Genomic DNA, 24,692 nt, shown 5'->3' with positions numbered 1-24,692 from the left:
TGCCACTGCGGACGGTTGGTTCACATGCGCGTTACATGAGAGGAACAACCGGGAAACGGCGGCTTGCGACGCTACGCGGGCACCCACCACCCAGCACTGCGAGGGACCAGCCGTGGCAATCAAGGCCGAGTACATCTGGATCGACGGCACCAAGCCGACCGCGAAGCTCCGCTCCAAGACTCGCGTCCTGCCGAACGCCGACAAGATCCCCACCTGGGGCTTCGACGGTTCCTCGACCAACCAGGCCGAGGGTCACGCCTCGGACCGCGTGCTGGAGCCGGTGAAGGTCGTCAAGGACCCGATCCGCGGCGGCGACCACATCCTGGTCCTCTGCGAGGTCCTGGAGACGGACGGCACCCCGCACGAGTCCAACACCCGCGCCCTGCTGCGCGAGGTCGACGAGAAGTACGCCGCGCAGGAGTCGATCTTCGGCATCGAGCAGGAGTACACCTTCTTCAAGGGCTCCCGCCCGCTCGGCTTCCCGGAGGGCGGCTACCCGGCCCCGCAGGGCGGCTACTACTGCGGCGTCGGCGCCGAGGAGGTCTTCGGCCGCGAGATCGTCGAGCTGCACCTGGACCGCTGCCTCGACGCCGGCCTGGCCATCTGCGGCATCAACGCCGAGGTCATGCCCGGCCAGTGGGAGTTCCAGATCGGCCCGGTCGACGCGCTGACCGTCTCGGACGACCTGTGGATCGCCCGCTACCTGCTCTACCGCACCGCCGAGGAGTTCGGCATCGACGCCACCCTGGACGCCAAGCCGGCCCGTGGCGACTGGAACGGCGCGGGTGCGCACACCAACTTCTCCACCAAGGCGATGCGCGAGGGCTACGACGCCATCATCACCGCCTGCGAGTCGCTCGGCGCCTCCCAGGAGAAGGTGCTGGAGCACGTCAACCAGTACGGTGACGACATCCAGTCCCGCCTGACCGGCAAGCACGAGACCGCCCCGTGGAACGTCTACAGCTACGGCGTCTCCAACCGCGGCGCCTCGGTCCGCATCCCGTGGCAGGTCGAGGTGGAGCAGAAGGGCTACATCGAGGACCGCCGCCCGAACGCCAACGTCGACCCCTACGTCGTCACCCGCCTCCTGATCAACACCTGCTGCGAGGCCCTGGAGAAGGCCGGCCAGGTCTGATCCCCGAGTTCCGCTCACCCGCAGGCCCTTCCCCGCTCGGGGAAGGGCCTGCGGGCGTTGGGTCATGGGGCAAATCACTGGTCAATCCCGGTCGCCCAGTCGACAATTCACGGCATGACCGAACAGCCGCTGCTCCTGCTCGACGTGGACGGACCGCTCAATCCCTATGCCGCGCCGAGGCTCCGGCGGCCGGCCGGGTACCGCAGCCACCAGCTGATGCCCACCTGGTGGGCGGAGCGGCAGAGCCGGCGGGCGAACGGCGAGGCGAAGCCGTTGCGGGTGTGGCTGAACCCGGAGCACGGGACGGAGTTGCTGGCGCTGCCGTACCAGCTGGTGTGGGCGACCACCTGGATGGACGAGGCGAACGCCCTCATCGGCCCGAACCTCGGGCTGCCCGAACTCCCCTACATCTCCTGGACGGAGCTGTTCGGGGAGGATCCGGACGGGTTGCACTGGAAGACCAGGGACGTCGTCGCCTGGGCGGACGGGCGGCCGTTCGTGTGGCTGGACGACGAACTCGGGCCGCAGGACATCGAGTGGATCGCGGCGAACCATCCGGGGGAGGCGCTGCCGCTCTGGGTCGATCCCCGGGCGGGACTGCAGGAGCTGCACTTCGCGGCGCTGCGGGAGTGGGCGGAGGACGAATGCTGATCGGCCAGGTGGAGCGGCTGCGCCGCTATCCGGTCAAGTCGCTGCTGGGGGAGGAGCTTTCGGCGGCCGAGGTGTCCGGACGGGGCCTGGCGGGGGACCGGGAGCGGGCGCTGCTGGACCTGGCGACCGGACGGGTGGCCAGTGCGAAGAACCACGCTGCGCCGTCCCCACCCTGCGGCACGGCCCGCTGCCCCGCCGGGCGGAGGCGCTGCGGGTACCGGCCGAGCGCAACCGGCTGGTCCCGTTGGAGGGGATGCCGGCACTGCCCTGCGCGGGGGTCTACGCGCAGGTGCTGGCGCCCGGCCGGATCGAGGCCGGTGCCGAGGTCAGGCTGACCGACCTCAGGTCGAACTGAGCACCGTCTCCAGGGCGTTGAGGAAGCGGTCGGTGGTCTGCTCGTCCCGTACGGCGATCCGCAGCCAGTCCTCGCCGAGGCCGGGGAAGGTGTCCCCGCGCCGGACGGCGAAGCCGTGCTCGCGCAGCCGCTCGCGGACCGCGGCCGCGCCCGGCAGTCGGACCAGGACGAAGGAGGCGGCCGGCTCGCCGGACATCCGCAGCGTCGGGAAGGTGGCCAGGCCCTTCACCAAGTACCCGCGCCGGATGGCGAGTTCGGCGGCGGCCTGGTCCGCCTCGGCCAGTGCCGGCGACCCGCTGCACAGCTCGGCGGCGACCAGGGCCGGGGTGGAGACCGGCCAGAGCGGCTGCGCGGCGCCGAGGGCGGCGATCAGCGGCGCCGGTCCGAGCACGTAGCCGATCCGCAGCCCGGCCAGGCCCCAGGTCTTGGTGAGGCTGCGCAGCACGACGACCTGGCCGGGCAGGTCCCGGACCGGGGCGAGGGACTCCCGCTCGCCGGGCACGGTGTCCATGAACGCCTCGTCCACCACCAGGGTGCGCCCGGGCCGGGCGAGCCCGGCGACGGCCTCGGCGGGGTGCAGGACGGAGGTCGGGTTGGTCGGGTTGCCGAGGACGACCAGGTCCGCCTCCTCGGGGACGGCGCCCAGTCGGAAGCCGTCCTCGGGGGAGAGCAGCACCCGGTGCACCCGGTGCCCGGCGTCCCGCAGTGCGGCCTCCGGTTCGGTGAACTGGGGGTGCACGACGACGATGTGACGAGAAGTCAGCACGCGCGCGAGCAGCACGAAGGCCTCCGCCGCCCCCGAGGTGAGCAGCACCTCCTGGACCGGGCGCCCGTGCCGGGCGGCCACCGCGGCGCGGGCGGCGCTCTGGTCGGGGTAGGCGGCGAGGTCGCCGAGGCTGGCGGCCAGGCGCTCGCGCAGCCAGCTCGGGGGCGTGCCGGTGCGGACGTTGACGGCGAGGTCGACCAGGCCGCGTCCGTCGGCCCGCACCTCGGCGTCGCCGTGGTGGCGCAGGTCGGGTTCGTGGGCGGTCATGCGGAAGCCCCCTCGTCAGGCAGCGCGGGCAGGGTGGGCGAGGCGGGCAGCCCGGGCACCCGTAGGACGTCGTACGCGCCGGGCGGCACGGTGAGCTCCGCGCCGTCGCCGAGGGCGACCAGGGCGACGGCGTGCCCGTGCGCGGCCAGGGTGACGGCCGCCCCGGTGTGGTCGACGACCTGTCCGGTGCCGTCCGTCGCCACTCCGGCCCAGTCCAGTACCGCTCCGCGCTTGTTCCGTATCGTCCCGGGCTCCGGTACCGCGACCTGCCGGGTGCCCGGGCGGAGCAGCTCGGCCACCGCCTCGACCGCCGCCGGCCGACCCACCACCACCGAGGCGCGCCGCAGTTCCGCCAGTGCGCGCGGCACCAGCAGGTCGTGCGACCCCGGTCCGAGGCCGACCAGCGCCAGCCGTCCGCGCACCGCGGTCCGGGCGATCGCCACCGTGGCCGTCGCCGACTTCCGCTTGGCGACCACGAGTTGACCGCCGCTTTGACCACTGTTGGCGCTCGCCAGCGCCGCCGCCTCGGCGACGCTCGCGGTGCCGACCGCCGCACCGACGGCCTCGGACGGGTTCGGCACCGTGAGCCGCGCCAGCTCCTCCGCCGGGTGCTCGTCCACCGGCACGTTCAGGCATCGCGCGGCCCAGCGCACCGCGGGGTGGTCCGCCTTGCCGGCCACGGTGGCCAGCCGGGCGATCGCCGAGCGCAGGTGGCCGGTCTCCTTGAGCACGGCCATCAGCAGCTTCATCGCGTCGGCCGCCTCGGTGCCGCTGCCCGCCCCGATGCCGACGACCAGGGTGCGCGGGACGACCAGGAGGTCGCTGCCGTCCGGGTCCTCCTGGTCGGTGATCCGCAGGACGGGGGCGTCCTCGGGCGCGTCCGGCCGGACGTTCGGGGGCAGCGCGGGCAGCGGGTACGGCACCTCGGTGACCAGCCGGACGGGGCGTCCGTCCGCCGCCGCCTCGGCGGTCGCGGTGGCACCGGCCCGGTAGTGGCGCACGGCGTGCGGGGTCAGGACGTCGAGCGGGTCCTCGGGGGCGGGCAGCGGGCCGGTGAACACCGGGGTGACGCCGAGGGCGGCCGCCACCTCCCGGGCCAGCTCCTCGGCCGAGTCGGTGTGGGTCAGCGGGATCACCCAGCGCCGCCCCGGGTCCACGCAGAGCACGTCGGCGCCGCGCGGGATGTCGATGCGGTGGTCGGTCAGCAGTCCGACGACGGCGGCGAGCGAGCCGACGGCGATCACCTGCCGGTGCCGGCTGAGGGCGAAGTGCATCGCCTCCGGCCCCTGGAAGCAGTTGCCGCGCGAGGCCTGGTAGAGGTGGCTGCTCTCCGGCCAGAGGGCCTGCAGTTCGTTGGCCAGCGGGCGGCCCGGCCCGTAGATGGCGACCAGTCCGATCACGTACCGCACTCCTTGCCGTCCCCGGCCCTACGCTGGCGGGCCCCCGTGATCCCACCACGCGCGGCCGAAAGGGGTCAATCGCGGCGCGTGTGACATCCGCCGCCGACGCGGGTTGCTCCGTATCAGGACCGCCTCGCAGCTGTTCTTCTGTTCTTCACTTCTCTTGTGCGGTACACGACACCGCCGTAATCCTACTGTTCTCGGCGCTCCCGCCCGGGAAGCCCCGACACACGGAGGACCCCATGGCCTTCGCACGACTCCGCACCCCCGGCACCCCCACCGCCGGCCCGCGCCCCGCCCGTCGCCGCAGGCTCCGCCCGTTCACCGCCCTCGCCACCGGCCTCGGCCTGGTCGCCGGCTCGCTCGGACTGTGGGCCGCCGGCGGCAGCGCGGCCGCCGACACCGCGGCCGGTCTGCCCTCGCCCGACCACGTCGTCGTCGTGGTCCTGGAGAACCACGCGTACTCGCAGGTCATCGGCCGCTCCAGCGCGCCGTACATCAACGGCACCCTGGTCGCCGGCGGCGCGACGCTGACCCAGTCGTACGCGCTCACCCACCCCAGCCAGCCGAACTACTACATGCTGTTCTCCGGCAGCTCGCAGGGCGTCACGGACGACAGCTGCGTGGACGTCGGCGCGCTGCAGCAGCCCAACCTGGCCTCCGAGCTGCTCGCCGCCAACCAGACCTGGGCCAGCTACAACGAGGGCCTGCCCGCCGTCGGCGCCACCGACTGCAGCAGCGGCAACTACGCCCAGAAGCACAACCCGTGGTTCGGCTTCGGCAACGTGCCCACCTCCAGCGCCTACGGCATGGACGCCTTCCCGAGCGACTTCACCACCCTGCCCAAGGTCTCCTTCGTCATCCCGGACCTGTGCGACGACATGCACGACTGTTCGGTGGGCACCGGCGACTCCTGGCTGCAGACCAACCTCGACGCGTACGCCCAGTGGGCCAAGAGCAACAACAGCCTGCTGGTGGTGACCTTCGACGAGGACAACCGCCTCTCCGGCAACCGCATCCCGACCCTCCTCTACGGCGCCCACGTCGCCCCCGGCAGCTCCACCGCCACCACCTACAACCACTACGACGTGCTGCACACCCTGGAGGACCTGGCCGGCGTCAACGCCCACGCCGGCAACTCCGCCAACGCCACCGACATCACCGGCATCTGGAACTGACGCCGGTGTACGTCGCGGACTCCCGCAGCTCCAAGGCCCCCGTCGCACCGGCCGTCGGCCCGGTGCGGCGGGGCGCCGCCCTGCGCTCCGTGCCGGGGGCGGTCCTCGCCCTCGGCGCCGTCAGCATGGTCACCGACATCTCCTCCGAGATGGTCAACGCCGTGCTCCCGCTCTACCTGCTCACCGGACTCGGCCTCTCCCCACTCGGCTTCGGCCTGCTCGACGGCATCCAGAACGGCTTCAGCGCCCTGGTCCGGCTCGCCGGCGGCCACCTCGCCGACCGCCGCGGCCGCGACGGGTCCGCCCGCCACAAGGCCGTCGCCGCCGTCGGCTACGGGCTGTCCGCGCTGTGCCGGCCGCTGCTGCTGTTCGTCCACACCGTGCCGCTGATCGGGGCCGTCATCGCCGTCGACCGCACCGGCAAGGGCCTGCGCACCGCGCCCCGGGACGCGATGATCTCGCTGGCCACCGAACCCGCCCACCGGGGACGGGCGTTCGGCGTGCACCGGGCGATGGACACGGCCGGCGCGCTGCTCGGCCCGCTCACCGCCTTCCTGGTGCTGCGCCTGGCCGGCGGCCCGATGCTCGCCGACGGCGGCGAACGGCACGGCTACGACGCGGTGTTCACGGTCAGCGCCTGCGTCGCCGCACTGGGCGTGCTGATCCTGCTGCTGTTCGTGCCGAACCGACAGAATGGTGATGATCCGTCAACTTGGGCTCCCTCGCTGCGCGATGGCCTCACCCTGCTGCGATTGCCCGGGCTTCGCCGACTCACCCTGTGCGCCGTGCTGCTCGGCCTCACCACCGTCAGCGACTCCTTCCTCTACCTGCTGATCCAGCGCCGCCTCGGCCTGTCCGTCAACCTGTTCCCGCTGCTGCCGCTCGGCACCGCGGCCGCCTTCCTGCTGCTGGCCGTGCCGCTCGGCTCGCTCGCCGACCGGATCGGGCGCCGCCGGCTCTTCCTGCTCGGGCACGGGGTGCTGCTGCTCGCGTACGGGCTGCTGCTCTCACCGCTGCGCGGACTGCCCGTGGTGATCTGCGTCCTGGTGCTGCACGGCTCGTTCTACGCCGCCACCGACGGCGTGCTGGCCGCCGCCGCGGCCGACACCGTACCCGCCGAGCAGCGCGGCGCCGGACTCGCCCTGGTCGGCACCGGGCAGGCGCTGGCCCGGTTCGCCTGCTCGCTGCTGTTCGGCGCGCTGTGGAGCGCGGTGGGCGGCCCGACCGCGCTCGCCTGGTCGGCGGGGGCGCTGGCGCTGTGCGTGGCCGGCGCGGCGGTGGTGCTGCGTCCGTCCGAGGCCGTCGCCACCGGTGTCTCCGAGGAGAGCGCGTGAACCTGCAGAGCCGCACCAGGGTGATCGTGCTGCTGGTCGCCGTCCTGGTGCTCGGCGCGGTCGGCACCGGGGCCGTCCTCTACGCGTCCGACCGCACCGCCGAGCGCGACCGCACCCAGGCCGGCGGGCCGGCCGTCAACCCGGGGTCAGTGTCACTCCAAGTCCCCCCGAACGGACGACAGTTGCTGTTCCGCAACATGGCCTGGGGTCCGCACCGGGACGAGATCACCACCGTCCCCGCCGACCATCCCGACGGCCCGCGCACCGCCTCCGGCACCCAGTGCCTGCGCTTCCACGCCGCCGCCGGAACCGGCATCTGCCTCCAGGCCCAGCACGGCGCGCTGGAGGACACCTACCGCGCCGTCGTCCTGGACGACCACCTGCACGAACGGCGCTCCTTCCCCGCCGCCGGCATCCCCACCCGCTCCCGGGTCTCCCCGTCCGGACACCTCGCCGCCTGGACGGTCTTCGTCAGCGGCGACTCCTACGCGGGCACCGACTTCTCCACCCGCACCTCCATCGTGGACGTGCGGGACTGGAACCTGCGGGAGAACCTCGAGGACTTCACCGTCATCAAGGACGGCCACCCGTACCAGGCGCACGACGTCAACATCTGGGGCGTCACCTTCGCCGACGACAACACCTTCTACGCCACCGTGGCCACCTCCGGACAGACCCACCTCGCCCGCGGCGACCTCGCCGCCCGTACCCTCACCACCCTGCACGACAACGTCGAATGCCCCTCGCTCTCCCCGGACGGCACCCGCATCGCCTACAAGAAGCGCGTCCCCGGCCTGTCGCCCGACGCCCCCTGGCGGCTGTACGTGCTCGACCTCGCGACCGGGACCGAGACCGCCACCGCCGAGCAGCGCAACATCGACGACCAGGCGCTCTGGTCCGACGACGGCACCCTGCTCTACGCCCTGCCCGGGGACTACGGCGCCGACCTGTGGACCGTCCCGGCGGACGGCTCCGGCGCCGCACGGCTGGTCACCAGGGCCGCCGTCGCCCCCGCCTACCTGGGCTGAGGAACTCTCCGCTACCGTCCCACGTCGAGCAGAGTGTGGCGGCTGGCCGAACGTTCCGGTCGGACGTCCTGATCGAAACGGGGGAGCGAGACAACCGTGGACGGCATCCCACCCGAGCGCATGGTCACCGACTCCTGGCCGGCCCTGCACGGCCGCCCGGTCCTGCGGCGCACCGTGGCCGTCGGACTGGTGCTCGGCGTGTCCGTCGGCGCCGCCCTGGTGGTGCGCGGCGTCAACGCGCTCACCATGGGAGGGGTCGGCCGGGAGACCGACCGCGACCGTGCCGAGCGCCTGGCCGGCCTCCACCCCTCCCAGCACCCCGGCGCCGGCCGCTACTACGTCCCGGTCGGCGCCGTCTACACCCGCACCTCCGACGGCGCGCCCATCGCCTACCTGCACTACCGCCTCGGCGGCGGCAAGGAACCGGGCCTCGGCGACTTCCTGCGCACCTACGACCTCCCCGCGCCCGGGCCCGCCGCCCCGCTGCCGCCGGACCTCGCCGCCGCCCTCGGCGGCGACGAGCCGGCGGAGGCGCCGGAGCTGCCGGAGGGGCCGGAGCTGCCGGAGGGGGGGCCTTCGGCATCTCCGTCCGCGGCCGCCGCCACTGCCGCCGCCGTGCCCGGGAGCACCTCCGCGCCCGTCGCCATCGCGGCGCAGCCGGCGGCGGGCGAGCCCACCCCGGACGCCTCCGTCGAGCCTTCCGCGGACCCCTCCGTCGACGCCTCCGTCGAGCCGGACGGCGAGCCCTCCGTCGAGCCGGACGCCGGGGCAGCGGAGGGCGGTTACGCGCCGACGCCCTCCCCGCCCCCGGCCTGGGCGCCCACGCCGAGCCCCACCTGGACCCCGTCGGCCGTCCCCACCCACGCCGCCAGAACGCGCCGCATCTACGTCGCGACGATCCCCGGGGGCCTCTCCGGCGCCGCCGACATCTACGTCCGCGCCACCGGCTGACCACGCGGCCCGCCGCCGGAGCCGTTGTCGGAGCCTTGTCGGGGGGCAGGACGACCCTCGTGCTGACCGCCTGCGGGCCGGACGACAGCGATCCGTCCGCCGCGCCCACGTCCGCCGCGCCCGCTGCGGGGGCGCCCGCTTCGGCCCGGCCGCGAGGGACGTCTCCCGGCCGCCCGCCCTGAAGGCCCCGGCGGACGTGACCGAGAGCACCACCCGCTGACAAGCCTCCGCGTGACGAACCTCCGCCCCGCCGACCACCGGTCGGCGGGGCGGAGGCGTGACGGTCAGCGGGTGGCTGCCGGGGCGAGGTCGCGGGTCGGTGCGGGAGCCGGGCTCGCGGTGGCGCCGCGCCGGGCCGGGGCCTGGCCGACGAGCATGGCGCCCAGCGCCAGTACCAGGCCCAGCACCTGCCACGGGGTGAGCGTCTGGCCGAGCACGACCAGGCCGCCGACGGTGGCCACCACCGGGTTGATCAGTCCCAGGAAGGACGCCGGCCCGGCGCCGAGGCGGTCGATGCCGCGGAACCACAGGACGTACCCGAGCGCGGTGCTGAACAGTCCGAGGTAGGCGAAGCCCGCCAGGTTGGAGGCGCTCAGGGCCGGCGGCGCGCCCTCGACCAGCGCCGCGAGCGGGACCAGGAAGACCGAGCCGGCCAGGAGCTGCCATGCCGTGAGGTCCACCATGGTGGCGCCGTCCGGGCGGCCCCAGCGGCGGGTGAGGACGGTGCCCATGGCCATCAGGCCGATCGCGGTGACCATCGCGGCGATCCCGACGCCGTCCAACTCGGCCCCGCTCTTGAGCACCAGCAGCGCCACTCCACCGACCCCGGCCAGCCCGGCGATCAGTGCCCGGCGCCCGGGCCGGACCCGGAGCACGCCGATCGAGAACCCGGCGACCAGCAGCGGCTGGATCGCCCCGATGGTGGCCGCGACACCGCCGGGCAGGCGGTAGGCGCCGACGAAGGTGAGCGGGAAGAACAACCCGATGTTGAGCATCCCGAGCACCGCCGCGCGCCCCCACCAGCGCCCCTTGGGCAGTTTGCGCCCGATCAGCAACAGCAGGAGCCCGGCCGGCAGCGCCCGCAGCGCGGCGAGCAGCAGCGGGCGGCCTTCGGGCAGCAGCTGGGTGGTGACCAGGTAGGTGGTGCCCCAGGCGGCCGGGGCGAGTGCGGCGGTGACGGCGATCCCTGCGCGCTTGCGGTCCATGACGATCCCGATCCCCTCAACGTTGATTATCTGAACGTTGAGATATTTCTACGCCCGAGATCGGCGAACGTCAAGTATGTGAATGTTAAGATATCTGGACCGGCAGCACCGAGAGGGAGATGACAGGTCATGCAGCAGCGCGACACCGTCGACGACATCGCCGAGCAGTGGGCCAGGAACCGCCCCGACCTGGACCGCGAGGCCATGGCCCTGATCGGTCGGCTCCGGCGGCTGAACGTCCGGGTCGACAACGCCCTGCGCGAGTACTTCACCAGCTGTGGCCTGGACTCCTCCGAGTTCGACGTCCTCGCCACCCTCCGCCGCTCCGGCGAACCCTACGAGCTCAACGCGCGCGCCCTGCTCAAGTCCGCCATGGTCACCTCCGGCGCGATCACCAACCGCGTCGACAAGCTCTCCGCCAAGGGCCTGGTCGAACGCAACCCCTGCCCGGACGACCGCCGCGCCGTCCTGGTCCGCCTCACCCCGGCCGGCAAGGAACTGATCGACGCCATCCTGCCCGGCCACATCCAGAACGAGGAGCGCATCATCGCCACCCTCGACGCCGACGAGCGCGCCCAGCTCGACACCCTGCTGCGCAAGCTCCTCATCGCCCACGGCGACACCGAACCGCTGATCGGCTGACGCAGCCGTCTGCGCTGAGGCGCTCGCCCGGGCCGCCCGCCTCGGCCACGGCACGACGCCGGCGACGCGATACGCCCGCGCTTCGGCTGAACCGGAGTAACGGTGCGGTCGTTCGCGTGTCCACCGCCTCCCCGGCCGCGTTATCCCATCGGGACCCCGCACCGGAGGAGAGGCCCGATGCAGCGCAAGACCCCCAGGGACATCGCCGTCGACGACCAGCTGCGGGCGGCCGGCGCCGAGGGCGCCCAATGGCTCGCCGCCGCCGGGTGGGGCCCGCCGGTGAAGGTGCCGCTGCAGAACGCGGCCAGGTGGCAGCGGGAGACCCGGGACCGGATGCTGGCGGCGCAGCAGGACGAGACCTGCACCTGGTGCGACCACCTGCTGTACGGCGGACCGCAGCCCGTCGTCGTGCACGCCGAGCACCCGACCCACCTGGTCTGCCGGGCCTGCTCCGTCGCCGCCCGGCCGCACCGCCCGTGCCTGGAGTGCGGGAAACCGGCCGACTCGGCGACCCCGCTGGACGGCCGCGAGGACGTCTGCATGGGCGCGGTGGCGATCTACACCCGCCTCCGCTGCGCCGCCTGCTGCCGGCGCGACCCGCTCAACGGCACCTTCGGCGTCGGCACGTGACCTCCCGCTACAGGTCCGCGACCACCGCGTAGCGCTCGTCGTTCACCGGCCCGCCCCACAGGGCGGCGTCCCCGCTGAGCGGCTCGATCCGCAGCTCCGCGACCAACGGCCGTACCGCCGCCGCGAGTTCCTCCGCGCCGACGCCGCCGGCCCACGGCAGCCGCTCCGCCCCGGCGACGTACGGCACCGCCGGCTCGCCCGCTTCGCGCCACCGTCCCTCGACCAACACCAGCCGCCCGCCGGGCCGCAGGAGCCGCACCCAGGCACGCAGCGCCCGCTGCGGATCGGGAAGCGTCCAGATCACGTGTCGGCAGAGCAGCACGTCGAAACCGCCCTCCCGCACCGGCGGCGCGCCCGCATCCCCGACCAGGAACCGTCCCGCCACCGCGGCCGCCGCCAGCTTCGCCCTGGCCCGCGCCACCATCCGCGGCGCAAGGTCCACCCCGGTCACCCGATGCCCACCCGCCGCGACCAGCTCCGCCAACGAGCCCGTCCCGCACCCGACATCCAGCACATCCACCGGCCCCGCCGGCAGCCACCCCCGCACCCGCCGCGCCCACGCCTCCCGCGTCACCGCCGCCCGCAACCCGTGATCCGGCTCGTCATCGAAGCGCGACGCGGCCGCGTCCCAGTAATCAGCGATGGCCCTACCGGGCGCGGAGTCACTCATGCCGCCCATCATCCCCACCACCACTGACACTGACCGGGCCTTGCGGGCCCGAGCGATCACGCGGGTGCAGCAGGCGTGATTGACGACCTGGTCGATGCGACCCGCGAGGCCGTGGAGCTCGACGTGCACGCCAATCTGCACCGCGTGATAACGGAATGGCGCGCCACGGCCGGAATCCTCGCGGACCCGGATCTGGCCGCGGAGCTCACCGGGCCCCTTCCCGGTGACGACCACGGCGAGGTGGCCGCGCCGTGAGCCCCGAGGTGCGAGGTGACCGCCGGCGGCCGGGTGCGGTACCTGGTGGACGAGGTGGCGCGCACGGTGCACTTCGTTCACGCCTCGCCTCGGCACCCGAAGGACACTGACGCGTAGTGGGCGGCCCGGCTCGGGGTGATCGGGTGGACCCGGGCCGAGCGGGCGTTTTCGAGGGGCCGAGGTGAGGGCCGAGGTGGAGGACGCCCCTGGGCGTGACCGTTCCCATGGCCGCTGGATCCTGCCTCCTGATCACCGCTCGGCGGCCAGTGCCGGGGGCTGCCAGTTGTAGATCGGGGCGGAGCGGCTGAGGAGGGCGCGGGTGGGGAGGAGGCCGGCGAGGGTGAGGGCGGTGGTGCGGAGGAGGGTGGCGGCGGGGGTGCGGAGGGCGATGAGGGCGCCGGTGCGGCGGGAGGCGGTGACGACGGCGGTGGTGCGGGGGAGGCGGGCGGCGGTGTAGGCGGGGAGGGCGGTGGCGAGGTCGGCGGAGGGGGTGAGGAGGGAGGCGAGGACGACGGCGTCCTCGATGGCCTGGCAGGCGCCCTGGCCGAGGAAGGGGCACATGGCGTGGGCGGCGTCGCCGAGGAGGGCGACCCGGCCGTGGTGCTGGGCGGGCAGGGGGTCGGCGAGGTCCCAGACGTCGTTGCGGAGTATCCGGTCGGGTTCGGCCCTCGCGAAGAGCTGGGGGACGGGTGCGCACCAGTCGCCGTACAGCCGCTGGAGTTCGGCGTGTTCGCTGGCGGCCCGGGCGCCGGCCGGGGCGAGGGCGGCGCCGTAGACGTAGATCCGGTCGTCGGCGAGCGGGACGATCCCGGCGAGGCGGCCGGGGCCCCAGACCTCGCCGGCGGAGGCCGGACGGCGGCCCGGGGTGACGATGGAGCGCCAGGTGGTGAAGCCGCTGTAGCGCGGGCCGGGGTGGTCGGGGAAGAGCCGGGCGCGGGTGGCGGAGCGGATGCCGTCGGCGGCGACGACCAGTCCGGCCGGCTGGTCCCCGTCGGTGGTGCGGACGACGGCGGGCTGCCGGTGGTCGCCCGGGTCGATGACGGTGGCGGGGGAGTCGGTGCGGACCGTCCCCTCGGGCAGGGCGTCGACCAGGGCGGCGATGACGTCCGCGCGGGCGACGGCGGCGATCGGGTCGCCGAAGTGGGCCTCGACGGCGGCGGTGCTGGTGCGGGCGAGCCAGCGGCCGGAGGGGTGGCGCACGCCGACGGCGGGGTGCGGGGTGGCGAGGGCGCGCAGCCGGGGGCCGACGCCGAGCCGGTCGAGGGCGCGCAGCGCGTTGGGGGCGAGGGCGAGTCCGGCGCCGACCGGTTCCAGTGCGGCGGCGCGTTCGTGGACGGTGACGGGGATGCCCTGTCGGTGGAGGGCGAGGGCGGCGGCGAGGCCGCCGATGCCACCGCCGATGACGATCGCCTGGTGCAGGGCCATGAGGGGCTCCTCTTCTCACACGATCACGATCTGGTCACTACAGGTGTAGTTGCAGGCTTGCTCCAGCACCGTACTACATGTGTAGTGTCCCGTAAACTACGGCTGTAGTGAGTTGGGGGAGCCCCACCGGAAGGGCCATGATCGGACCCATGACACCCCCGCGACCGACCCTGATCGCCGACGCCGCCATCGACCTGATCGCCGACGCCGGCCTGCGCGGGCTCACCCACCGCGCCGTGGACGACGCCGCCGGCCTGCCCGCCGGCTCGACCTCCAACCTGGCCCGGACCAGGGCCGCCCTGCTCGAACTCGTGCTCACCCGGATCGTCGAGCGGGAGACCGCCGACTACCCGGTCTTCGCCGAGGGCGAGCTGCCGGGGGCCACCCTCCCGCCGCGCGCCTTGCTGGTCGAGGTCGGCGCCGAGGTGCTCTTCCAGGCGCTCACCAGCGGCCGCAGGCTCACCCTGGCCCGCCTGGAGCTCGCCCTGGAGGCCACTCGCAGGCCCGAACTGCGCGCCGTCTACGACCGCCTGGGCGCCCGCTTCGCCGAGCTCGGCGCCGAGCTGCTCGCCGCCGCCGGCTCCACCGACCCGGAGGCGGACGCCCGTCGGCTGATCCGCTGGTGCGACGGCGTGCTGTTCAACGCGACGGCCGGCAGCGGGCACTGGCACGTGCCGATGCCGGAGGAACTGCGCGCCGAGATCGACCGCTACCTCGCCGCACTGCTCGATGGGGAGGCGTAGGGCGCGTCCACCTATAGACCTCGAACTCCTCGACGACGCCGACCCGTTGCGCCGCTTCCAGCGCAGTCCGAGGTGCTGGCCGTGGTCCCCGGCGCCTACACCGCCCGGGTGCTCGACACCGGCGTGGACGCCGGACGCCCGTACCTGGCCATGGAGTTGCTGGACGGCCGCCCGCTGGACGTCCACCTGCGCGAGCAGGGCCCGATCCGCGCCGCCGAGGCGCTGCGCGCCCTGGCGCTGGCCCTGGCCGTGGCGCTGTCCGGGGTGCACCGGCTGGGGCTCGTCCACCGGGACCTCAAGCCGGCCAACATCATGCTGACCACGGCGGGCCCGCGGCCGCTGGACTTCGGCATCGCGGCGATCGTGGACGGCACCCGGCTGACCGCCACCGGCGGCGGCCCGGGCACCCTGACGTACATGGCGCCGGAGCAGTTCGGCGAGGAGCGGGTCGGTCCGGCGGCCGACGTGTGGGCCTGGGCGTGCTGCGTGGTGTGCGCGGCGCACGGCGCCAGCCCGTTCACGGCGACCAACGCGGGCGGGGTGATCCGCCGGATCGTGGAGACCGGGCCCGAACCCGCGGCGCTGGCAGCGGTCCAGGCCCTCGACCCGGCGCTCGCCGCCGTCGTCGTACGTGCGCTGGCCATCGACCCGGCGCAGCGCCCGGCGGACGGTACGGCCCTGCTGGGGGCGCTGGCGGCGGCCCGGTCGACGGGGCAGGACCCGGCGGCCGTCCACGACCAGATCACCCGCGGCTGGCAGACCCTGGCCCTGTAGCCATCAGCCGCCGACCGCCACCTCGGGCTCGTGCCGCACCGGGAAGTTGACCGAGTTGGCGATGAAGCAGGCCCGGTGCGCCTGAGCGTGCAGGTCGAGCGCCTGCTCCGCCATTCCCGCCTCGGCGACCTCGACCGCGGGGTGCAGCACCACCGAGGTGAAGTGCCCGCCCTCCGGGGACACGGCCATGGTGCCCACCGGCCGGTCGGCGTACGAGGTCACCACGACCCCGTTCGCCGCGCACAGGTGCAGGTACGAGAGCAGGTGGCACTGGGCGAGCGAGACGAGCAGCAGCTGCTCCGGGTTCCAGCGGGCCGGGTCGCCCCGGAAGACGGGGTCGGCGGAGCCGGGGATGGTCGGCAGGCCCGCGGCGGACACCTCGACGTCGCGGGAGTAGGAACGGTGGTCGTTGGTGCCGGTGCCCCGGTTGCCGGTCCAGCTGATCTCGGCGGTGTACTCGTGCTGCCTGGCCATGGGGGTGCCTCCGTGGGAAGGGCGGTTCGCTGCGGACAGTCAACCGCAGGAGGCCACCCGCGGAGCTCAACGCGGCGTGGTCATCCGCGTGAGGATCGCGCCGGCGCAGTCGTCCACCGAGGCCCGCGAGGTGTCCACGACCAGGTCGTACCCGACCCCCTCGTGCACCGCCGAGGCCTGGGCGGCGGCCATCCCGGTGACCCGGTCGCCGCGCGCGGCCTCCCGGGCCGCGGCCACGGACGGGTCGCAGTGCACGCCGACCCAGAGCACGTCCAGGCCCGCCAGCGCCGTGCGCCACCGCTGCTGCGAGGCGGCCCCGCCGAGGAACACCTCGTCCACCACGACCGGCGCCCCGGCCCGGGCCATCGCCGCCACGCCGATGCTCCAGGCGGCGTCCAGCCGGGCGAAGACCGGTCCGACGGCCACCGTGCCGTCCCCGCCCTCCAGGCCGCCGATGCCGCCGTCACCGCCGAGCAGCCACGGCGGCAGCGCCTCCACCATGGTGTCCGCGCCGAGGTGCAGCCACGGCTCCGGCAACAGCTCCTGCAGGCGCCGGGCGATGCTCGACTTGCCGGAACTGGAGCCGCCGTTGAGGACGATCACGTGCATGCGCCCACCCTACGGTCGCGTGCCCGACCCCGTCGCGGAATCGAACGCCGCCGCGGCGGCCGCGAACGAGGAGGCCAGCGCGGGCGCCCCGGCCCAGTGCAGGTGCAGGTACGAGGCGTGCACGGTGCCGCCGGCGAAGCCCTCCGTGCGCGGCCCGGTCGGCAAGTGCCAGCCCCAGGCGGGGTGTTCGCCCGCGCCCGGCTCGCAGACCGTGCGGTGGAACTCGTGCCCGCGCACCCGGGTGCCGGCCGGGGCGAGCGGGGAGTCGTGCAGGGCGGCGGCCTCCCGGTAGCCGAGGGTGAGCCGTTCGGTCATCCGGGCGGTGGCGTCCAGCACCCCGCACATCGGCAGGCCGTCCAACTCCCGCCCCAGGTACAGCAGTCCGGCGCACTCGGCGGCGATCGGCCCGCCCGCGGCGGCGAATCCGGAGATCGCCGAGCGCAGCGCGGCGTTCCCGCTCAACTCCCGTACGTACAGCTCCGGGAAGCCGCCGCCGATGACCAGTCCGGCGGTGCCCTCCGGCAGCGCCGAGGCGTGCAGCGGGTCGAAGGGGACGACCTCCGCGCCCGCAGCGCCCAGCAGTTCGGCGTTCTCGGCGTACGAGAACGAGAACGCCGCGCCGCCTGCCACCGCGATCCGCGGCCGCCCGGGGACGGGCACGACCTCGGTCGACGGGTCCCACGGTTCGGCGTCCAACTCCGGTGCCGTGTGAGCGAGTTCCAGCAACGCGTCCAGGTCCACCGAGGAGGCGACCAGGGCGCCCATGTCCGCGACCGCCTTGACCGCCTCCGCCGAGCGTTCCACCGCCGGGATCAGCCCGAGGTGCCGGGACGGCGTGGCGACCGCCGCCGAGCGGCGCAGCGCGCCCAGCACGGGCACCCCGGAGCCCTCCTCCAGGGCCTCCCGCAGGAGTTGCTCGTGCCGGTCGGAGGCGACCCGGTTGAGGATCACCCCGGCGAGCCGCACCTGCGGGTCCCAGGACGCGAAGCCGTGCACCAGCGCGGCCACCGAGCGGGACTGCGAGGAGCCGTCCACCACCAGCACCACGGGCGCCCGCAGCAGCTTGGCGACGTGCGCGGTGGACGCCAACTCCCCGCGCCCGGACGCCCCGTCGAACAGGCCCATGACGCCCTCGACCACCGCCACGTCCGCCCCCGCCGCGCCGTGCAGGAACAGCGGGGCGATCCGCTCCGGCCCGCACATGAAGGCGTCCAGGTTGCGGCCCGGACGCCCGGCGGCGAGCGCGTGGTAGCCCGGGTCGATGTAGTCCGGGCCGACCTTGTGCGGCGACACCGCCAGTCCACGCGCGGCGAGCGCCGCGATCAGGCCGGTGGCGACGGTGGTCTTGCCGGCGCCGGAGGAGGGGGCGGCGACGACCAGGCGGGGGACGCCCCGCAACGGGCTGGTGCTCAAGGGGTCACCACTCGATGCCGCGCTGGCCCTTGCGGCCGGCGTCCATGGGGTGCTTGACCTTGGTCATCTCGGTGACCAGGTCGGCGAATCCGGTCAGCGCCTCGGGCGCGTACCGGCCGGTGATGACGACGTGCTGGCTGCCCGGGCGGTCCTTGAGCACGGACACCACCTCGTCCGGGTCGATCCACCCCCAGTGCATCGGGTAGGTGAACTCGTCCAGCACGTAGAAGCGGTAGGTCTCGGCCGCGAGGTCCCGCTTGACCTGCTCCCAGCCCTCCTTGGCCGCCTCCTCGCTGGACATCTCCTGCTCGGCGGAGCGCTGGATCCAGGACCAGCCGGAGCCCATCTTGTGCCAGTCGACGGTGCCGCCCTCGCCGGAGGCGCCGAGCACGCGCAGCGCGTTCTCCTCGCCGACCTTCCACTTGGCGGACTTCACGAACTGGAACACCCCGACCGACCAGCCCTGGTTCCAGGCCCGCAGCGCCATGCCGAAGGCGGCCGTGGACTTGCCCTTCCCGGGGCCGGTGTGCACGGCGGTGATCGGCTGGGTGCGCCGCTGGCGGGTCGTCAGTCCGTCGTCGGGAACGCTCTCGGGGACGCCCTTGGGCATGTCGGTCAGGCCGCCTTTCGCATCGAAGTGGTGGTCGCACGAGTGGTCGCACGGTTCTCGCGGACGAGCGAGGCCACGCCCTCGGCGCGCAGCTCGTCCAGGCTGACGGCGCTGCCGCCGAGCAGCCCGGCCAGGGTACGGGCCAGGCCCAGCCGGACCGGTCCGGACTCGCAGTCCAGCACCACGCTCGCGGTGCCCTGGGCGGCGAACAGCGCGGCCGCGCGGTGCGAGCGGGCGAGCGCGTCCCGCCCGCCGGTGGCCCGGCCGTCGGTGACCACGACCAGCAGCGGGCGCCGGTTCGGGTCGCGCAGCCGCTCCACCCGCAGCACCTCGTGGGCGCGCAGCAGGCCGGCGGCCAGCGGGGTCCGCCCGCCGGTGGGCAGCGACTCGAGGCGGGCCGCACCGACCTCCACCGAGGAGGTCGGCGGCAGCGCCAGTTCGGCGTCCGCACCCCGGAAGGTGATCATGCCGATCTTGTCCCGGCGCTGGTAGGCGTCCATCAGCAGCGACAGCACCGCGCCCTTGACCGCGGTCATCCGCTGCCGGGCGGCCATCGATCCGGAGGCGTCCACCACGAACAGCACCAGGTTGGACTCCCGTCCCTGGCGCACCTGTTCGCGGAAGTCGTCCTTGTGCAGCACCAGCGCCCGGCCGGCCCGCCCGCGCGCCACCTGGTGCGGCGCGGCGGCCTGCAGGGTCGCGGTCAGGTGCAGCCGGCTCAGGGTGCCCTGCGGCCGCCGGGCCCGGACGGTGTGCCCGCCGGTGGTCTCGGCGGGGGAGCGGCGGCCCTGGGCGCCGTGGCCGGTGCCCTGCACGGTGAACAGTCGGGTGCGGTACGGGTCCCCGGCCGCGACCGGCGCCGACTCCCGGGCGGGGGAGGGGTGTTGGGCCGGGACGGGCTGCGGCGTGGGTGCCTCGGCGTCCGAGGCACCGCTCTCGGGGGCGGACGCCTCCGGGATGCCGCCGTCGGACGGCTCCGGAGCGCCACCGCCGTCGGGGCCGCCGCCCTCCGGACCGCCGCCGTCGGGGTCGCTCCCGTCCGGACCCGGCCCGTCGCCCTCGGGCTCCGGGTCCTCCGGCTGGGAGTGCTCCTCCAGCGTCCGGTCCAGCTGCTCCTCGTCCAGCCCCGGAGCGTCGAACGGGTTGCGCCGGCGCCGGTGCGGCAGGGCCAGCTGGGCGGCCTTGCGGACGTCCTCCTCCAGCACCTCCACCCGCCCCGCCCAGGCGGCCAGCGCGACCGCGGTCCGGGCCATCACGATGTCCGCGCGCAGCCCGTCCACCTCGAAGGCCGCGCACACGGCCGTGATCTGACGCAGTGCCACATCCGTCAGCTCGACCTTGGGCAGCAACTCCCGGGCGGCGGTGATGTGTTCGGCGAGCTCCCGCTCCTGTGCCGCGAACCGCGCCGCGAAGCCGGCCGGGTCGGTGTCGTAGGCGAGCCGGCGCCGGACCACCTCGGCCCGCTCGGCCGGGTCCCGGGTGGCGGCGATCTCGACGGTCAGGCCGAAGCGGTCGAGCAGCTGCGGCCGCAGCTCGCCCTCCTCCGGGTTCATCGTGCCGACCAGCAGGAACCGCGCCGCGTGCCGCACCGACACGCCCTCGCGCTCGACGTACGAGCGCCCCATCGCGGCGGCGTCCAGCAGCAGGTCCACCACGTGGTCCTGGAGCAGGTTCACCTCGTCGATGTACAGCACGCCGCGGTGCGCCTTGGCCAGCAGTCCGGGCTCGTACGCCTTGACGCCCTCGGCCAGCGCGCGCTCCAGGTCGAGCGAGCCGACGATCCGGTCCTCCGCCACGCCGACCGGCAACTCGACCAGCTGGGACGGTCGTTCGTGACTCGCGACGGCGGCGTGCGGCCCGTCCGGGCACTGCGGGTCCGGCGCGGCCGGGTCGCAGGCGAAGCGGCAGCCGTCCACGGCGGCGATGGAGGGCAGCAGCCCGGCAAGCGCGCGCACCATGGTCGACTTCGCGGTGCCCTTCTCGCCGCGCACCAGCACACCGCCCACGGCCGGGGAGACCGCGTTCAGCAGCAGCCCGAGCCGCAGGTCGGCCATGCCGACGATCGCGGTGAACGGATAGCGGACGTCACTCATGCGTCACTCCCAGGTGCCCCGGGCGGGAGGAACGGCAGCGTTCCGGCCGCCGGCACCCCGCCCTCGATCAGCTTCCACAGCGCGTCGGTGTCCGCGTGCTCCTCGATCAGGTCGCCCAGCCGGTCCAGCCGGGCCTCGCGCGCCGCGGCGAAGGAGGTGTCCGGCGCCGGCACGAACGCCCGGCCCGCCAACTCGGCTACCTCGCACAGGAGTTCGCGGCGGAAGCCGTCGTTCTCCAGTGCGCCGTGCCAGGTCGTGCCCCAGACCGAGCCGACCCGGCAGCCGTCCAGCCCCTGCCCATCGTCATCAGAGATGAACGGTTCCCCTCCCTCGACCGACACCACCCCGTGGTGGATCTCGTAGCCCTCGACCCGCTGCCCGTACGCCTCGCCCACCGGCCGCGCCAGCACCTTCTCGGCACCGAAGCGGACGTCCGTCGGCAGCAGGCCCAGCCCGCCGACGAGCCCCGCCTTCGACTCCACCTCGTCCTCGATCGAGCGCGCCAGCATCTGGTAGCCGCCGCAGACCCCGAGGATCGGCAGCCCGGCCGCCGCCCGCGCCTTCAGCGCCGGCTCCAGGCCGCGCTCGCGCAGCCAGGCGAGGTCCGCCACCGTCGCCCGGGTGCCGGGCAGCACCACCAGGTCGGCGTCGGCCAGCTCCTCCGGCCGGGTGGCCCAGCGCACCAGCACGCCCGGCTCCTGCGCCAGCGCGTCCAGGTCGGTGAAGTTGGACAGCCGGGGGAAGCGCACCACGGCCACCCGCAGCACGTCCGCCCCGAGCGGCCCTGGCCCGTCCACCCGGTCCACCACCGTGGACAGGTCCAGCGAGTCCTCGGCGTCCAGCCACAGGCCGGGCAGCATCGGCAGGGTGCCCAGCACCGGACGGCCGGTCAGCTCGTGCAGCATCTCCAGCCCGGGCGCCAGCAGTTGGGCGTCACCGCGGAACTTGTTGACGAACCAGCCCGCGACGTGCCGCTGGTCCTCCGCGGACAGCAGCGCCAGCGTTCCGTACATCGCCGCGAAGACCCCGCCGCGGTCGATGTCCCCGACCACCACCACCGGCAGGGCGGCGGCCGTGGCCAGGCCCATGTTGGCGATGTCCCGGTCGCGCAGGTTGATCTCGGCGGGCGACCCGGCGCCCTCGCACACCACCACGTCGTAGCGCCGGCGCAGGTCCGCCAGGCACTCCAGGGCGCGCTCCAGCAGGACGGGCTTGCGCTCGCGGTAGTCCAGCGCGCCCACCTCGGCGACCGGCCGGCCGAGCAGCACCACCTGGCTGCGGCCGTCCGCGCCGGGCTTCAGCAACACCGGGTTCATCGCCGCCTCCGGCTCCACCCGGGCGGCCTGCGCCTGCATCGCCTGGGCGCGGCCGATCTCGGCACCGTCGGCGGTGACGAAGGAGTTCAACGACATGTTCTGCGCCTTGAACGGCGCGACCCGCACGCCCTGGCGAGCCAGCCAACGGCAGATCCCGGCCGTCACCACGCTCTTGCCCGCGTCCGAGGTCGTCCCGGCGACCAGCAGCGCGTTGCTCATGCGTCCACCTCGCTCCGCTCGGCAGGCGCTTCGCACAATGCGCACCTTCCGATGACGAGCTCGCTGCGCTCGCTCATGCGTCCACCTCGCTCCGCTCGGCAGGCGCTTCGCACGATGCGCACCTTCCGATGACGAGCTCGCTGCGCTCGCTCATGCCCCACCCCTCCTCTTGCCGAACAGCATCCGCAGCAGGACGTGCCCCGCGACCGTCGTACCCAGCGCCAGCGCGCCCACCCGCCGGGACAGCGTGCAGGCCCGCTCGATGTCGTCCACCGTCACCGGCCGCAACTCCCCGCCCAGCACGGGCCGGTGCTCCACGCGTTCACGTGGCTCCGCACTCGCCTCCGGGCGCTCCTGCCCCGGAGCCGACGGTCTCCCCCAACCTGGCGGCTGGGAGGTGCCCCCGCGCTCCGGCGCGCCCTTCGGCTCGTGCGGGTACCGGAGCGTCCCGCCCAGCCGCACTCCCACCGCACCCGCGAAGGCCGACTCGGCCTGGCCCGCGTTCGGGCTCGGGTGGGCGGAGCCGTCCCGGCGCCAGACCCGCCAGGCGGTCCGGGGCTCGGGCGCGGCGGCCACCGTCAGCAGCGCGGTGAGCCGGGCGCCCGGCCAGCCCGCGACGTCGTCCAGCCGGGCCGAGGCCCAGCCGAAGCGGGCGTAGCGCGGCGAGCGGTGGCCCACCATGGCGTCCAGGGTGTTCACGGCGCGGAAGGCCAGCAGCCCGGGCGTGCCCGCCAGGGTGCCCCAGGTCAGCGCGTTCACCACGGCGTCGGCGGTGTTCTCGGCCACCGACTCGACCACCGCCCGGGCGATCTGCTGCCCGTCCAGCGCGCTCGGATCCCGCCCGCACAGGTGCGGCAGCCGCTCCCGGGCGGCCGTCAGATCGCCCGCGGCCAGCGAGCGCCCGATGGTGCGCGCCTCCCTGGTCAGTGAGGTGCCGCCGAGCACCGTCCAGGTCGCGGCCGCCGCCAGCGCGGCCCGGCCCAGCGGACGGCGCCCGACCGTACGGTCCAGCGCCAGCGCGCCGGCCGCGACCGCGCCCACGCACAGCGCCGTGTACCCGGCCCCGGCGGTCCGGTCGTCGCGCCACACGCGCCGCTCCAGGCGGGTCGCGGCGCTGCCGAACAGGGCGACCGGATGGCCGCGGCGGGGGTCGGCGAAACGGGCGTCGGCGGCGTAGCCCGCGACGGCGCCCAGCGCGAAGGCGGCGGCGCGGGTCAGCGGGCGCACGGCGGCGGGCCGACGGGGCGGGGCAGCCTGCATCGCGTGGGTGTCCTCACTCAGGGTCCGCGCCCTGGATCGACGTACCGGGGGCGAGAGTCTCCTGGCTTCCGGGTCGGACGCACCCCCGGGCCTTCCAGCGGCTCCTGACGGCCCGCCGTGGCACTTCCGAGCGTGCTCCCCGGTGACAGTGGCGGGACCGCGCCGGACTCGCACCGGCTTCCTCTCCATGCCTCCGTTTGGCCCCAGGATCCCATCACGCGGCCGAACCGGGAGTCAACCGAGGTCGCGGAGGGGTTGGTCACACGACGGACCGGTACCGGCCACCGATACCGGCCTGTGCGATCGCCCAGCGCGGGGGAGGGCCCGTCAGCTCCACTTCGTGCGTTCGGCGGCTGGGACGGACCGAGGGCCGCACCTACGGTTCGGTGCCATGCGCCGCAGAAAGTCCCCCGCCACTGCCGCCCCTCCCCCCGTGCCGTTCTCACCCGAGGCAGCCCGCGCCCACCGGGCCGGCCTCGGCCTGACCCCCGAACAGGTCGCCGAAGGCATGGCCGCGCACGGCGTACGGCTGCTGGCCGGGCACGTCCTCGCCTGGGAGAACGGCGACCTGCGCCCCGGCGAGGCCGAGTTCGTCGCCCTGGCCCGCGCCCTCTGGTGCCCGGCCGACCAGCTGATGGGCGGCCGCCCGGTGAGCCTGCGCGACCACCGCCTCGCCCGGGAACTCAGCCCGGACCTCGTCGCCGAGCGGGTAGGCGTGCCGCTGCCCGCCTACCGGCAGGCCGAACTGACCGGCCACTGGGACGGCGACCCGGACCAGACCCACGCCCTCGCCCAGGTGCTCGGCCTGCGGCTGACCGAACTGATCGAGGCCACCGGGCGCGGCGAGGCCCTCGACCGCCTCCTACGCCAGTGCGTGGGCAGCCGCTGGCAGCCCCACCTGCGGCCACTCGCCCACCTGGTCCCCGTCCCGGAAGCCGACCTCGCCGCCGTCCTCCCCGTCCTCCATCAGGAACACCACGTCCCCTCCCACTGGGGCGCCACCGCCCAGCCCCGCACCCCCACCCCGCCCCTCACCCCCCGCTTCTGGCACCTCCTCAGCACCCACAACCCCGCCATTCCGGTCTGACCCCCCCCAATCGGGCTTCGCCTCGTGCGCCCACAACACCCCCGCCCCCTCGTGGGCGCGCGGGCTCCGCCTCGCACCCCCACGCCCCACCTCCCCCCACCACCCGACCAGGCGAGAGGGACGCGCTGCGGGAGGGGCGGTGGAGGGGGTGGCCCGGAGAGGGGCGTTGCGGGTGATTTTCAGACTGCCAACGGTCTCAACA

Annotated in this window: 24 protein-coding genes, 1 pseudogene and 1 riboswitch; of the genes and pseudogenes, 13 read left to right on the top strand and 12 right to left on the bottom strand. The window is 74.7% G+C overall.

Features of this window, described 5'->3' with window-relative positions; translation table 11 throughout:
- Positions 1-112 precede the first annotated feature (112 nt).
- From glnII to ACWCYO_RS27860, 3 genes and pseudogenes are all read left to right on the top strand, one after another.
- The gene (gene glnII / locus ACWCYO_RS27870) at positions 113-1,135 is read left to right on the top strand and encodes a glutamine synthetase (RefSeq protein WP_270143183.1); all 1,023 of its coding nucleotides are present in this window, start codon (positions 113-115) and stop codon (positions 1,133-1,135) included.
- Positions 1,136-1,249: 114 nt separating this feature from the next.
- Complete coding sequence (locus ACWCYO_RS27865) at positions 1,250-1,786, top strand: hypothetical protein (RefSeq protein ID WP_270143181.1); 537 nt, start codon at positions 1,250-1,252, stop codon at positions 1,784-1,786.
- Positions 1,780-1,881 (top strand): annotated as a pseudogene (locus tag ACWCYO_RS27860) (MOSC domain-containing protein); the annotation flags it as partial. The gene ACWCYO_RS27865 and the pseudogene ACWCYO_RS27860, both read left to right, overlap by 7 nt.
- A gap of 246 nt (positions 1,882-2,127) precedes the next feature.
- Here ACWCYO_RS27860 and cobC read toward each other — a convergent pair.
- Both cobC and ACWCYO_RS27850 read right to left on the bottom strand, forming a co-directional pair.
- Positions 2,128-3,174: an Rv2231c family pyridoxal phosphate-dependent protein CobC gene (gene cobC, locus ACWCYO_RS27855; RefSeq protein WP_449785720.1), complete on the bottom strand. Its 1,047-nt coding sequence runs from the start codon at positions 3,172-3,174 to the stop codon at positions 2,128-2,130.
- A complete protein-coding gene (locus ACWCYO_RS27850; RefSeq protein ID WP_449785719.1) occupies positions 3,171-4,574 on the bottom strand; it encodes a cobalamin biosynthesis protein in 1,404 nt (467 codons plus the stop codon). The genes cobC and ACWCYO_RS27850 overlap by 4 nt, the downstream gene beginning before the upstream one ends.
- Positions 4,575-4,816: 242 nt before the next feature.
- Between ACWCYO_RS27850 and ACWCYO_RS27845 the strand changes: the two genes are divergently transcribed.
- The 4 genes from ACWCYO_RS27845 to ACWCYO_RS27830 all read left to right on the top strand — a co-directional run bounded on the left by ACWCYO_RS27845 (position 4,817) and on the right by ACWCYO_RS27830 (position 9,065).
- Positions 4,817-5,752, top strand: a complete 936-nt coding sequence (locus tag ACWCYO_RS27845; protein ID WP_449785718.1) for an alkaline phosphatase family protein — start codon at positions 4,817-4,819, stop codon at positions 5,750-5,752.
- Positions 5,753-5,757: 5 nt separating this feature from the next.
- Positions 5,758-7,086 carry an MFS transporter gene (locus ACWCYO_RS27840; RefSeq protein WP_449785717.1) on the top strand — a complete coding sequence of 443 codons (1,329 nt, stop codon included), beginning with the start codon at positions 5,758-5,760 and terminating at the stop codon, positions 7,084-7,086.
- Positions 7,087-7,088: 2 nt separating this feature from the next.
- A complete protein-coding gene (locus ACWCYO_RS27835) occupies positions 7,089-8,114 on the top strand; it encodes a TolB family protein (protein ID WP_449785735.1) in 1,026 nt (341 codons plus the stop codon).
- Positions 8,115-8,210: 96 nt separating this feature from the next.
- The gene (locus ACWCYO_RS27830) at positions 8,211-9,065 is read left to right on the top strand and encodes a hypothetical protein (protein ID WP_270143171.1); all 855 of its coding nucleotides are present in this window, start codon (positions 8,211-8,213) and stop codon (positions 9,063-9,065) included.
- Between the two features lie 284 nt (positions 9,066-9,349).
- Here ACWCYO_RS27830 and ACWCYO_RS27825 read toward each other — a convergent pair whose 3' ends face one another.
- Entirely contained in the window at positions 9,350-10,270 is a 921-nt protein-coding gene (locus ACWCYO_RS27825; protein ID WP_449785716.1) for an EamA family transporter, read from the bottom strand.
- A 129-nt stretch (positions 10,271-10,399) separates the two neighbouring features.
- On the opposite strand from ACWCYO_RS27825, the gene ACWCYO_RS27820 reads away from it, so the two are divergent.
- Positions 10,400-10,912, top strand: a complete 513-nt coding sequence (locus tag ACWCYO_RS27820; protein WP_270143167.1) for a MarR family winged helix-turn-helix transcriptional regulator — start codon at positions 10,400-10,402, stop codon at positions 10,910-10,912.
- A gap of 177 nt (positions 10,913-11,089) precedes the next feature.
- A complete protein-coding gene (locus tag ACWCYO_RS27815; protein ID WP_270143165.1) occupies positions 11,090-11,542 on the top strand; it encodes a hypothetical protein in 453 nt (150 codons plus the stop codon).
- A gap of 7 nt (positions 11,543-11,549) precedes the next feature.
- Here the strand turns inward: ACWCYO_RS27815 and ACWCYO_RS27810 are convergent, their stop codons facing one another.
- Positions 11,550-12,212: a class I SAM-dependent methyltransferase gene (locus tag ACWCYO_RS27810; RefSeq protein WP_449785715.1), complete on the bottom strand. Its 663-nt coding sequence runs from the start codon at positions 12,210-12,212 to the stop codon at positions 11,550-11,552.
- 75 nt (positions 12,213-12,287) lie between these two features.
- Between ACWCYO_RS27810 and ACWCYO_RS27805 the strand changes: the two genes are divergently transcribed.
- The gene (locus ACWCYO_RS27805; protein WP_270143162.1) at positions 12,288-12,467 is read left to right on the top strand and encodes a hypothetical protein; all 180 of its coding nucleotides are present in this window, start codon (positions 12,288-12,290) and stop codon (positions 12,465-12,467) included.
- Between the two features lie 249 nt (positions 12,468-12,716).
- On the opposite strand, the gene ACWCYO_RS27800 is transcribed toward ACWCYO_RS27805, so the two are convergent.
- Complete coding sequence (locus ACWCYO_RS27800) at positions 12,717-13,892, bottom strand: FAD-dependent monooxygenase (RefSeq protein ID WP_449785714.1); 1,176 nt, start codon at positions 13,890-13,892, stop codon at positions 12,717-12,719.
- Positions 13,893-14,041: 149 nt separating this feature from the next.
- Here ACWCYO_RS27800 and ACWCYO_RS27795 point away from each other — a divergent pair, with 149 nt between their 5' ends.
- Positions 14,042-14,635, top strand: coding sequence for a TetR/AcrR family transcriptional regulator (locus ACWCYO_RS27795; RefSeq protein ID WP_449785713.1), 594 nt, complete (start codon positions 14,042-14,044; stop codon positions 14,633-14,635).
- Between the two features lie 81 nt (positions 14,636-14,716).
- The gene (locus ACWCYO_RS27790) at positions 14,717-15,409 is read left to right on the top strand and encodes a serine/threonine-protein kinase (RefSeq protein WP_449785712.1); all 693 of its coding nucleotides are present in this window, start codon (positions 14,717-14,719) and stop codon (positions 15,407-15,409) included.
- 3 nt (positions 15,410-15,412) lie between these two features.
- Here the strand turns inward: ACWCYO_RS27790 and ACWCYO_RS27785 are convergent, their stop codons facing one another.
- The 7 genes from ACWCYO_RS27785 to ACWCYO_RS27755 all read right to left on the bottom strand — a co-directional run bounded on the left by ACWCYO_RS27785 (position 15,413) and on the right by ACWCYO_RS27755 (position 23,403).
- The gene (locus tag ACWCYO_RS27785) at positions 15,413-15,883 is read right to left on the bottom strand and encodes an OsmC family protein (protein WP_270143154.1); all 471 of its coding nucleotides are present in this window, start codon (positions 15,881-15,883) and stop codon (positions 15,413-15,415) included.
- A 66-nt stretch (positions 15,884-15,949) separates the two neighbouring features.
- Positions 15,950-16,492, bottom strand: a complete 543-nt coding sequence (locus ACWCYO_RS27780) for a chloramphenicol phosphotransferase CPT family protein (RefSeq protein WP_270143152.1) — start codon at positions 16,490-16,492, stop codon at positions 15,950-15,952.
- A 9-nt stretch (positions 16,493-16,501) separates the two neighbouring features.
- Positions 16,502-17,905 carry a cobyrinate a,c-diamide synthase gene (locus ACWCYO_RS27775; RefSeq protein ID WP_449785711.1) on the bottom strand — a complete coding sequence of 468 codons (1,404 nt, stop codon included), beginning with the start codon at positions 17,903-17,905 and terminating at the stop codon, positions 16,502-16,504.
- A gap of 4 nt (positions 17,906-17,909) precedes the next feature.
- Positions 17,910-18,515: a cob(I)yrinic acid a,c-diamide adenosyltransferase gene (gene cobO / locus ACWCYO_RS27770; protein ID WP_270143148.1), complete on the bottom strand. Its 606-nt coding sequence runs from the start codon at positions 18,513-18,515 to the stop codon at positions 17,910-17,912.
- Positions 18,516-18,520: 5 nt separating this feature from the next.
- The gene (locus ACWCYO_RS27765) at positions 18,521-20,608 is read right to left on the bottom strand and encodes a putative cobaltochelatase (protein ID WP_449785710.1); all 2,088 of its coding nucleotides are present in this window, start codon (positions 20,606-20,608) and stop codon (positions 18,521-18,523) included.
- The gene (locus ACWCYO_RS27760) at positions 20,605-22,143 is read right to left on the bottom strand and encodes a cobyric acid synthase (RefSeq protein WP_449785709.1); all 1,539 of its coding nucleotides are present in this window, start codon (positions 22,141-22,143) and stop codon (positions 20,605-20,607) included. The genes ACWCYO_RS27765 and ACWCYO_RS27760 overlap by 4 nt, the downstream gene beginning before the upstream one ends.
- Before the next feature lie 150 nt (positions 22,144-22,293).
- Positions 22,294-23,403: a cobalamin biosynthesis protein gene (locus ACWCYO_RS27755; RefSeq protein WP_449785708.1), complete on the bottom strand. Its 1,110-nt coding sequence runs from the start codon at positions 23,401-23,403 to the stop codon at positions 22,294-22,296.
- A 55-nt stretch (positions 23,404-23,458) separates the two neighbouring features.
- Positions 23,459-23,586, bottom strand: a riboswitch (cobalamin riboswitch).
- A gap of 250 nt (positions 23,587-23,836) precedes the next feature.
- Here ACWCYO_RS27755 and ACWCYO_RS27750 point away from each other — a divergent pair.
- On the top strand, positions 23,837-24,490 hold the full coding sequence (locus ACWCYO_RS27750) for a transcriptional regulator (RefSeq protein ID WP_449785707.1): 654 nt from the start codon (positions 23,837-23,839) through the stop codon (positions 24,488-24,490).
- The last annotated feature ends 202 nt before the right edge of the window (positions 24,491-24,692 follow it).

This window comes from Kitasatospora sp. NPDC001683 (assembly GCF_053596495.1).
Note: the sequence above shows the minus strand (reverse complement) of the source record. Positions and strands in the feature narration are given on the sequence as shown.

Bases quoted from the DNA above. Each gene is read 5' to 3' on its own strand.
- ACWCYO_RS27765 (WP_449785710.1), bottom strand. From the start codon at position 20,608: ATGAGTGACGTCCGCTATCCGTTCACCGCGATCGTCGGCATGGCCGAC.
- ACWCYO_RS27810 (WP_449785715.1), bottom strand. From the start codon at position 12,212: ATGAGTGACTCCGCGCCCGGTAGGGCCATCGCTGATTACTGGGACGCG.
- ACWCYO_RS27825 (WP_449785716.1), bottom strand. From the start codon at position 10,270: ATGGACCGCAAGCGCGCAGGGATCGCCGTCACCGCCGCACTCGCCCCG.
- ACWCYO_RS27780 (WP_270143152.1), bottom strand. From the start codon at position 16,492: ATGCACGTGATCGTCCTCAACGGCGGCTCCAGTTCCGGCAAGTCGAGC.
- ACWCYO_RS27815 (WP_270143165.1), top strand. From the start codon at position 11,090: ATGCAGCGCAAGACCCCCAGGGACATCGCCGTCGACGACCAGCTGCGG.
- ACWCYO_RS27755 (WP_449785708.1), bottom strand. From the start codon at position 23,403: ATGCAGGCTGCCCCGCCCCGTCGGCCCGCCGCCGTGCGCCCGCTGACC.
- ACWCYO_RS27865 (WP_270143181.1), top strand. From the start codon at position 1,250: ATGACCGAACAGCCGCTGCTCCTGCTCGACGTGGACGGACCGCTCAAT.
- ACWCYO_RS27795 (WP_449785713.1), top strand. From the start codon at position 14,042: ATGACACCCCCGCGACCGACCCTGATCGCCGACGCCGCCATCGACCTG.
- ACWCYO_RS27820 (WP_270143167.1), top strand. From the start codon at position 10,400: ATGCAGCAGCGCGACACCGTCGACGACATCGCCGAGCAGTGGGCCAGG.
- ACWCYO_RS27800 (WP_449785714.1), bottom strand. From the start codon at position 13,892: ATGGCCCTGCACCAGGCGATCGTCATCGGCGGTGGCATCGGCGGCCTC.
- ACWCYO_RS27845 (WP_449785718.1), top strand. From the start codon at position 4,817: ATGGCCTTCGCACGACTCCGCACCCCCGGCACCCCCACCGCCGGCCCG.
- cobO (WP_270143148.1), bottom strand. From the start codon at position 18,515: ATGCCCAAGGGCGTCCCCGAGAGCGTTCCCGACGACGGACTGACGACC.
- ACWCYO_RS27785 (WP_270143154.1), bottom strand. From the start codon at position 15,883: ATGGCCAGGCAGCACGAGTACACCGCCGAGATCAGCTGGACCGGCAAC.
- cobC (WP_449785720.1), bottom strand. From the start codon at position 3,174: ATGACCGCCCACGAACCCGACCTGCGCCACCACGGCGACGCCGAGGTG.
- ACWCYO_RS27760 (WP_449785709.1), bottom strand. From the start codon at position 22,143: ATGAGCAACGCGCTGCTGGTCGCCGGGACGACCTCGGACGCGGGCAAG.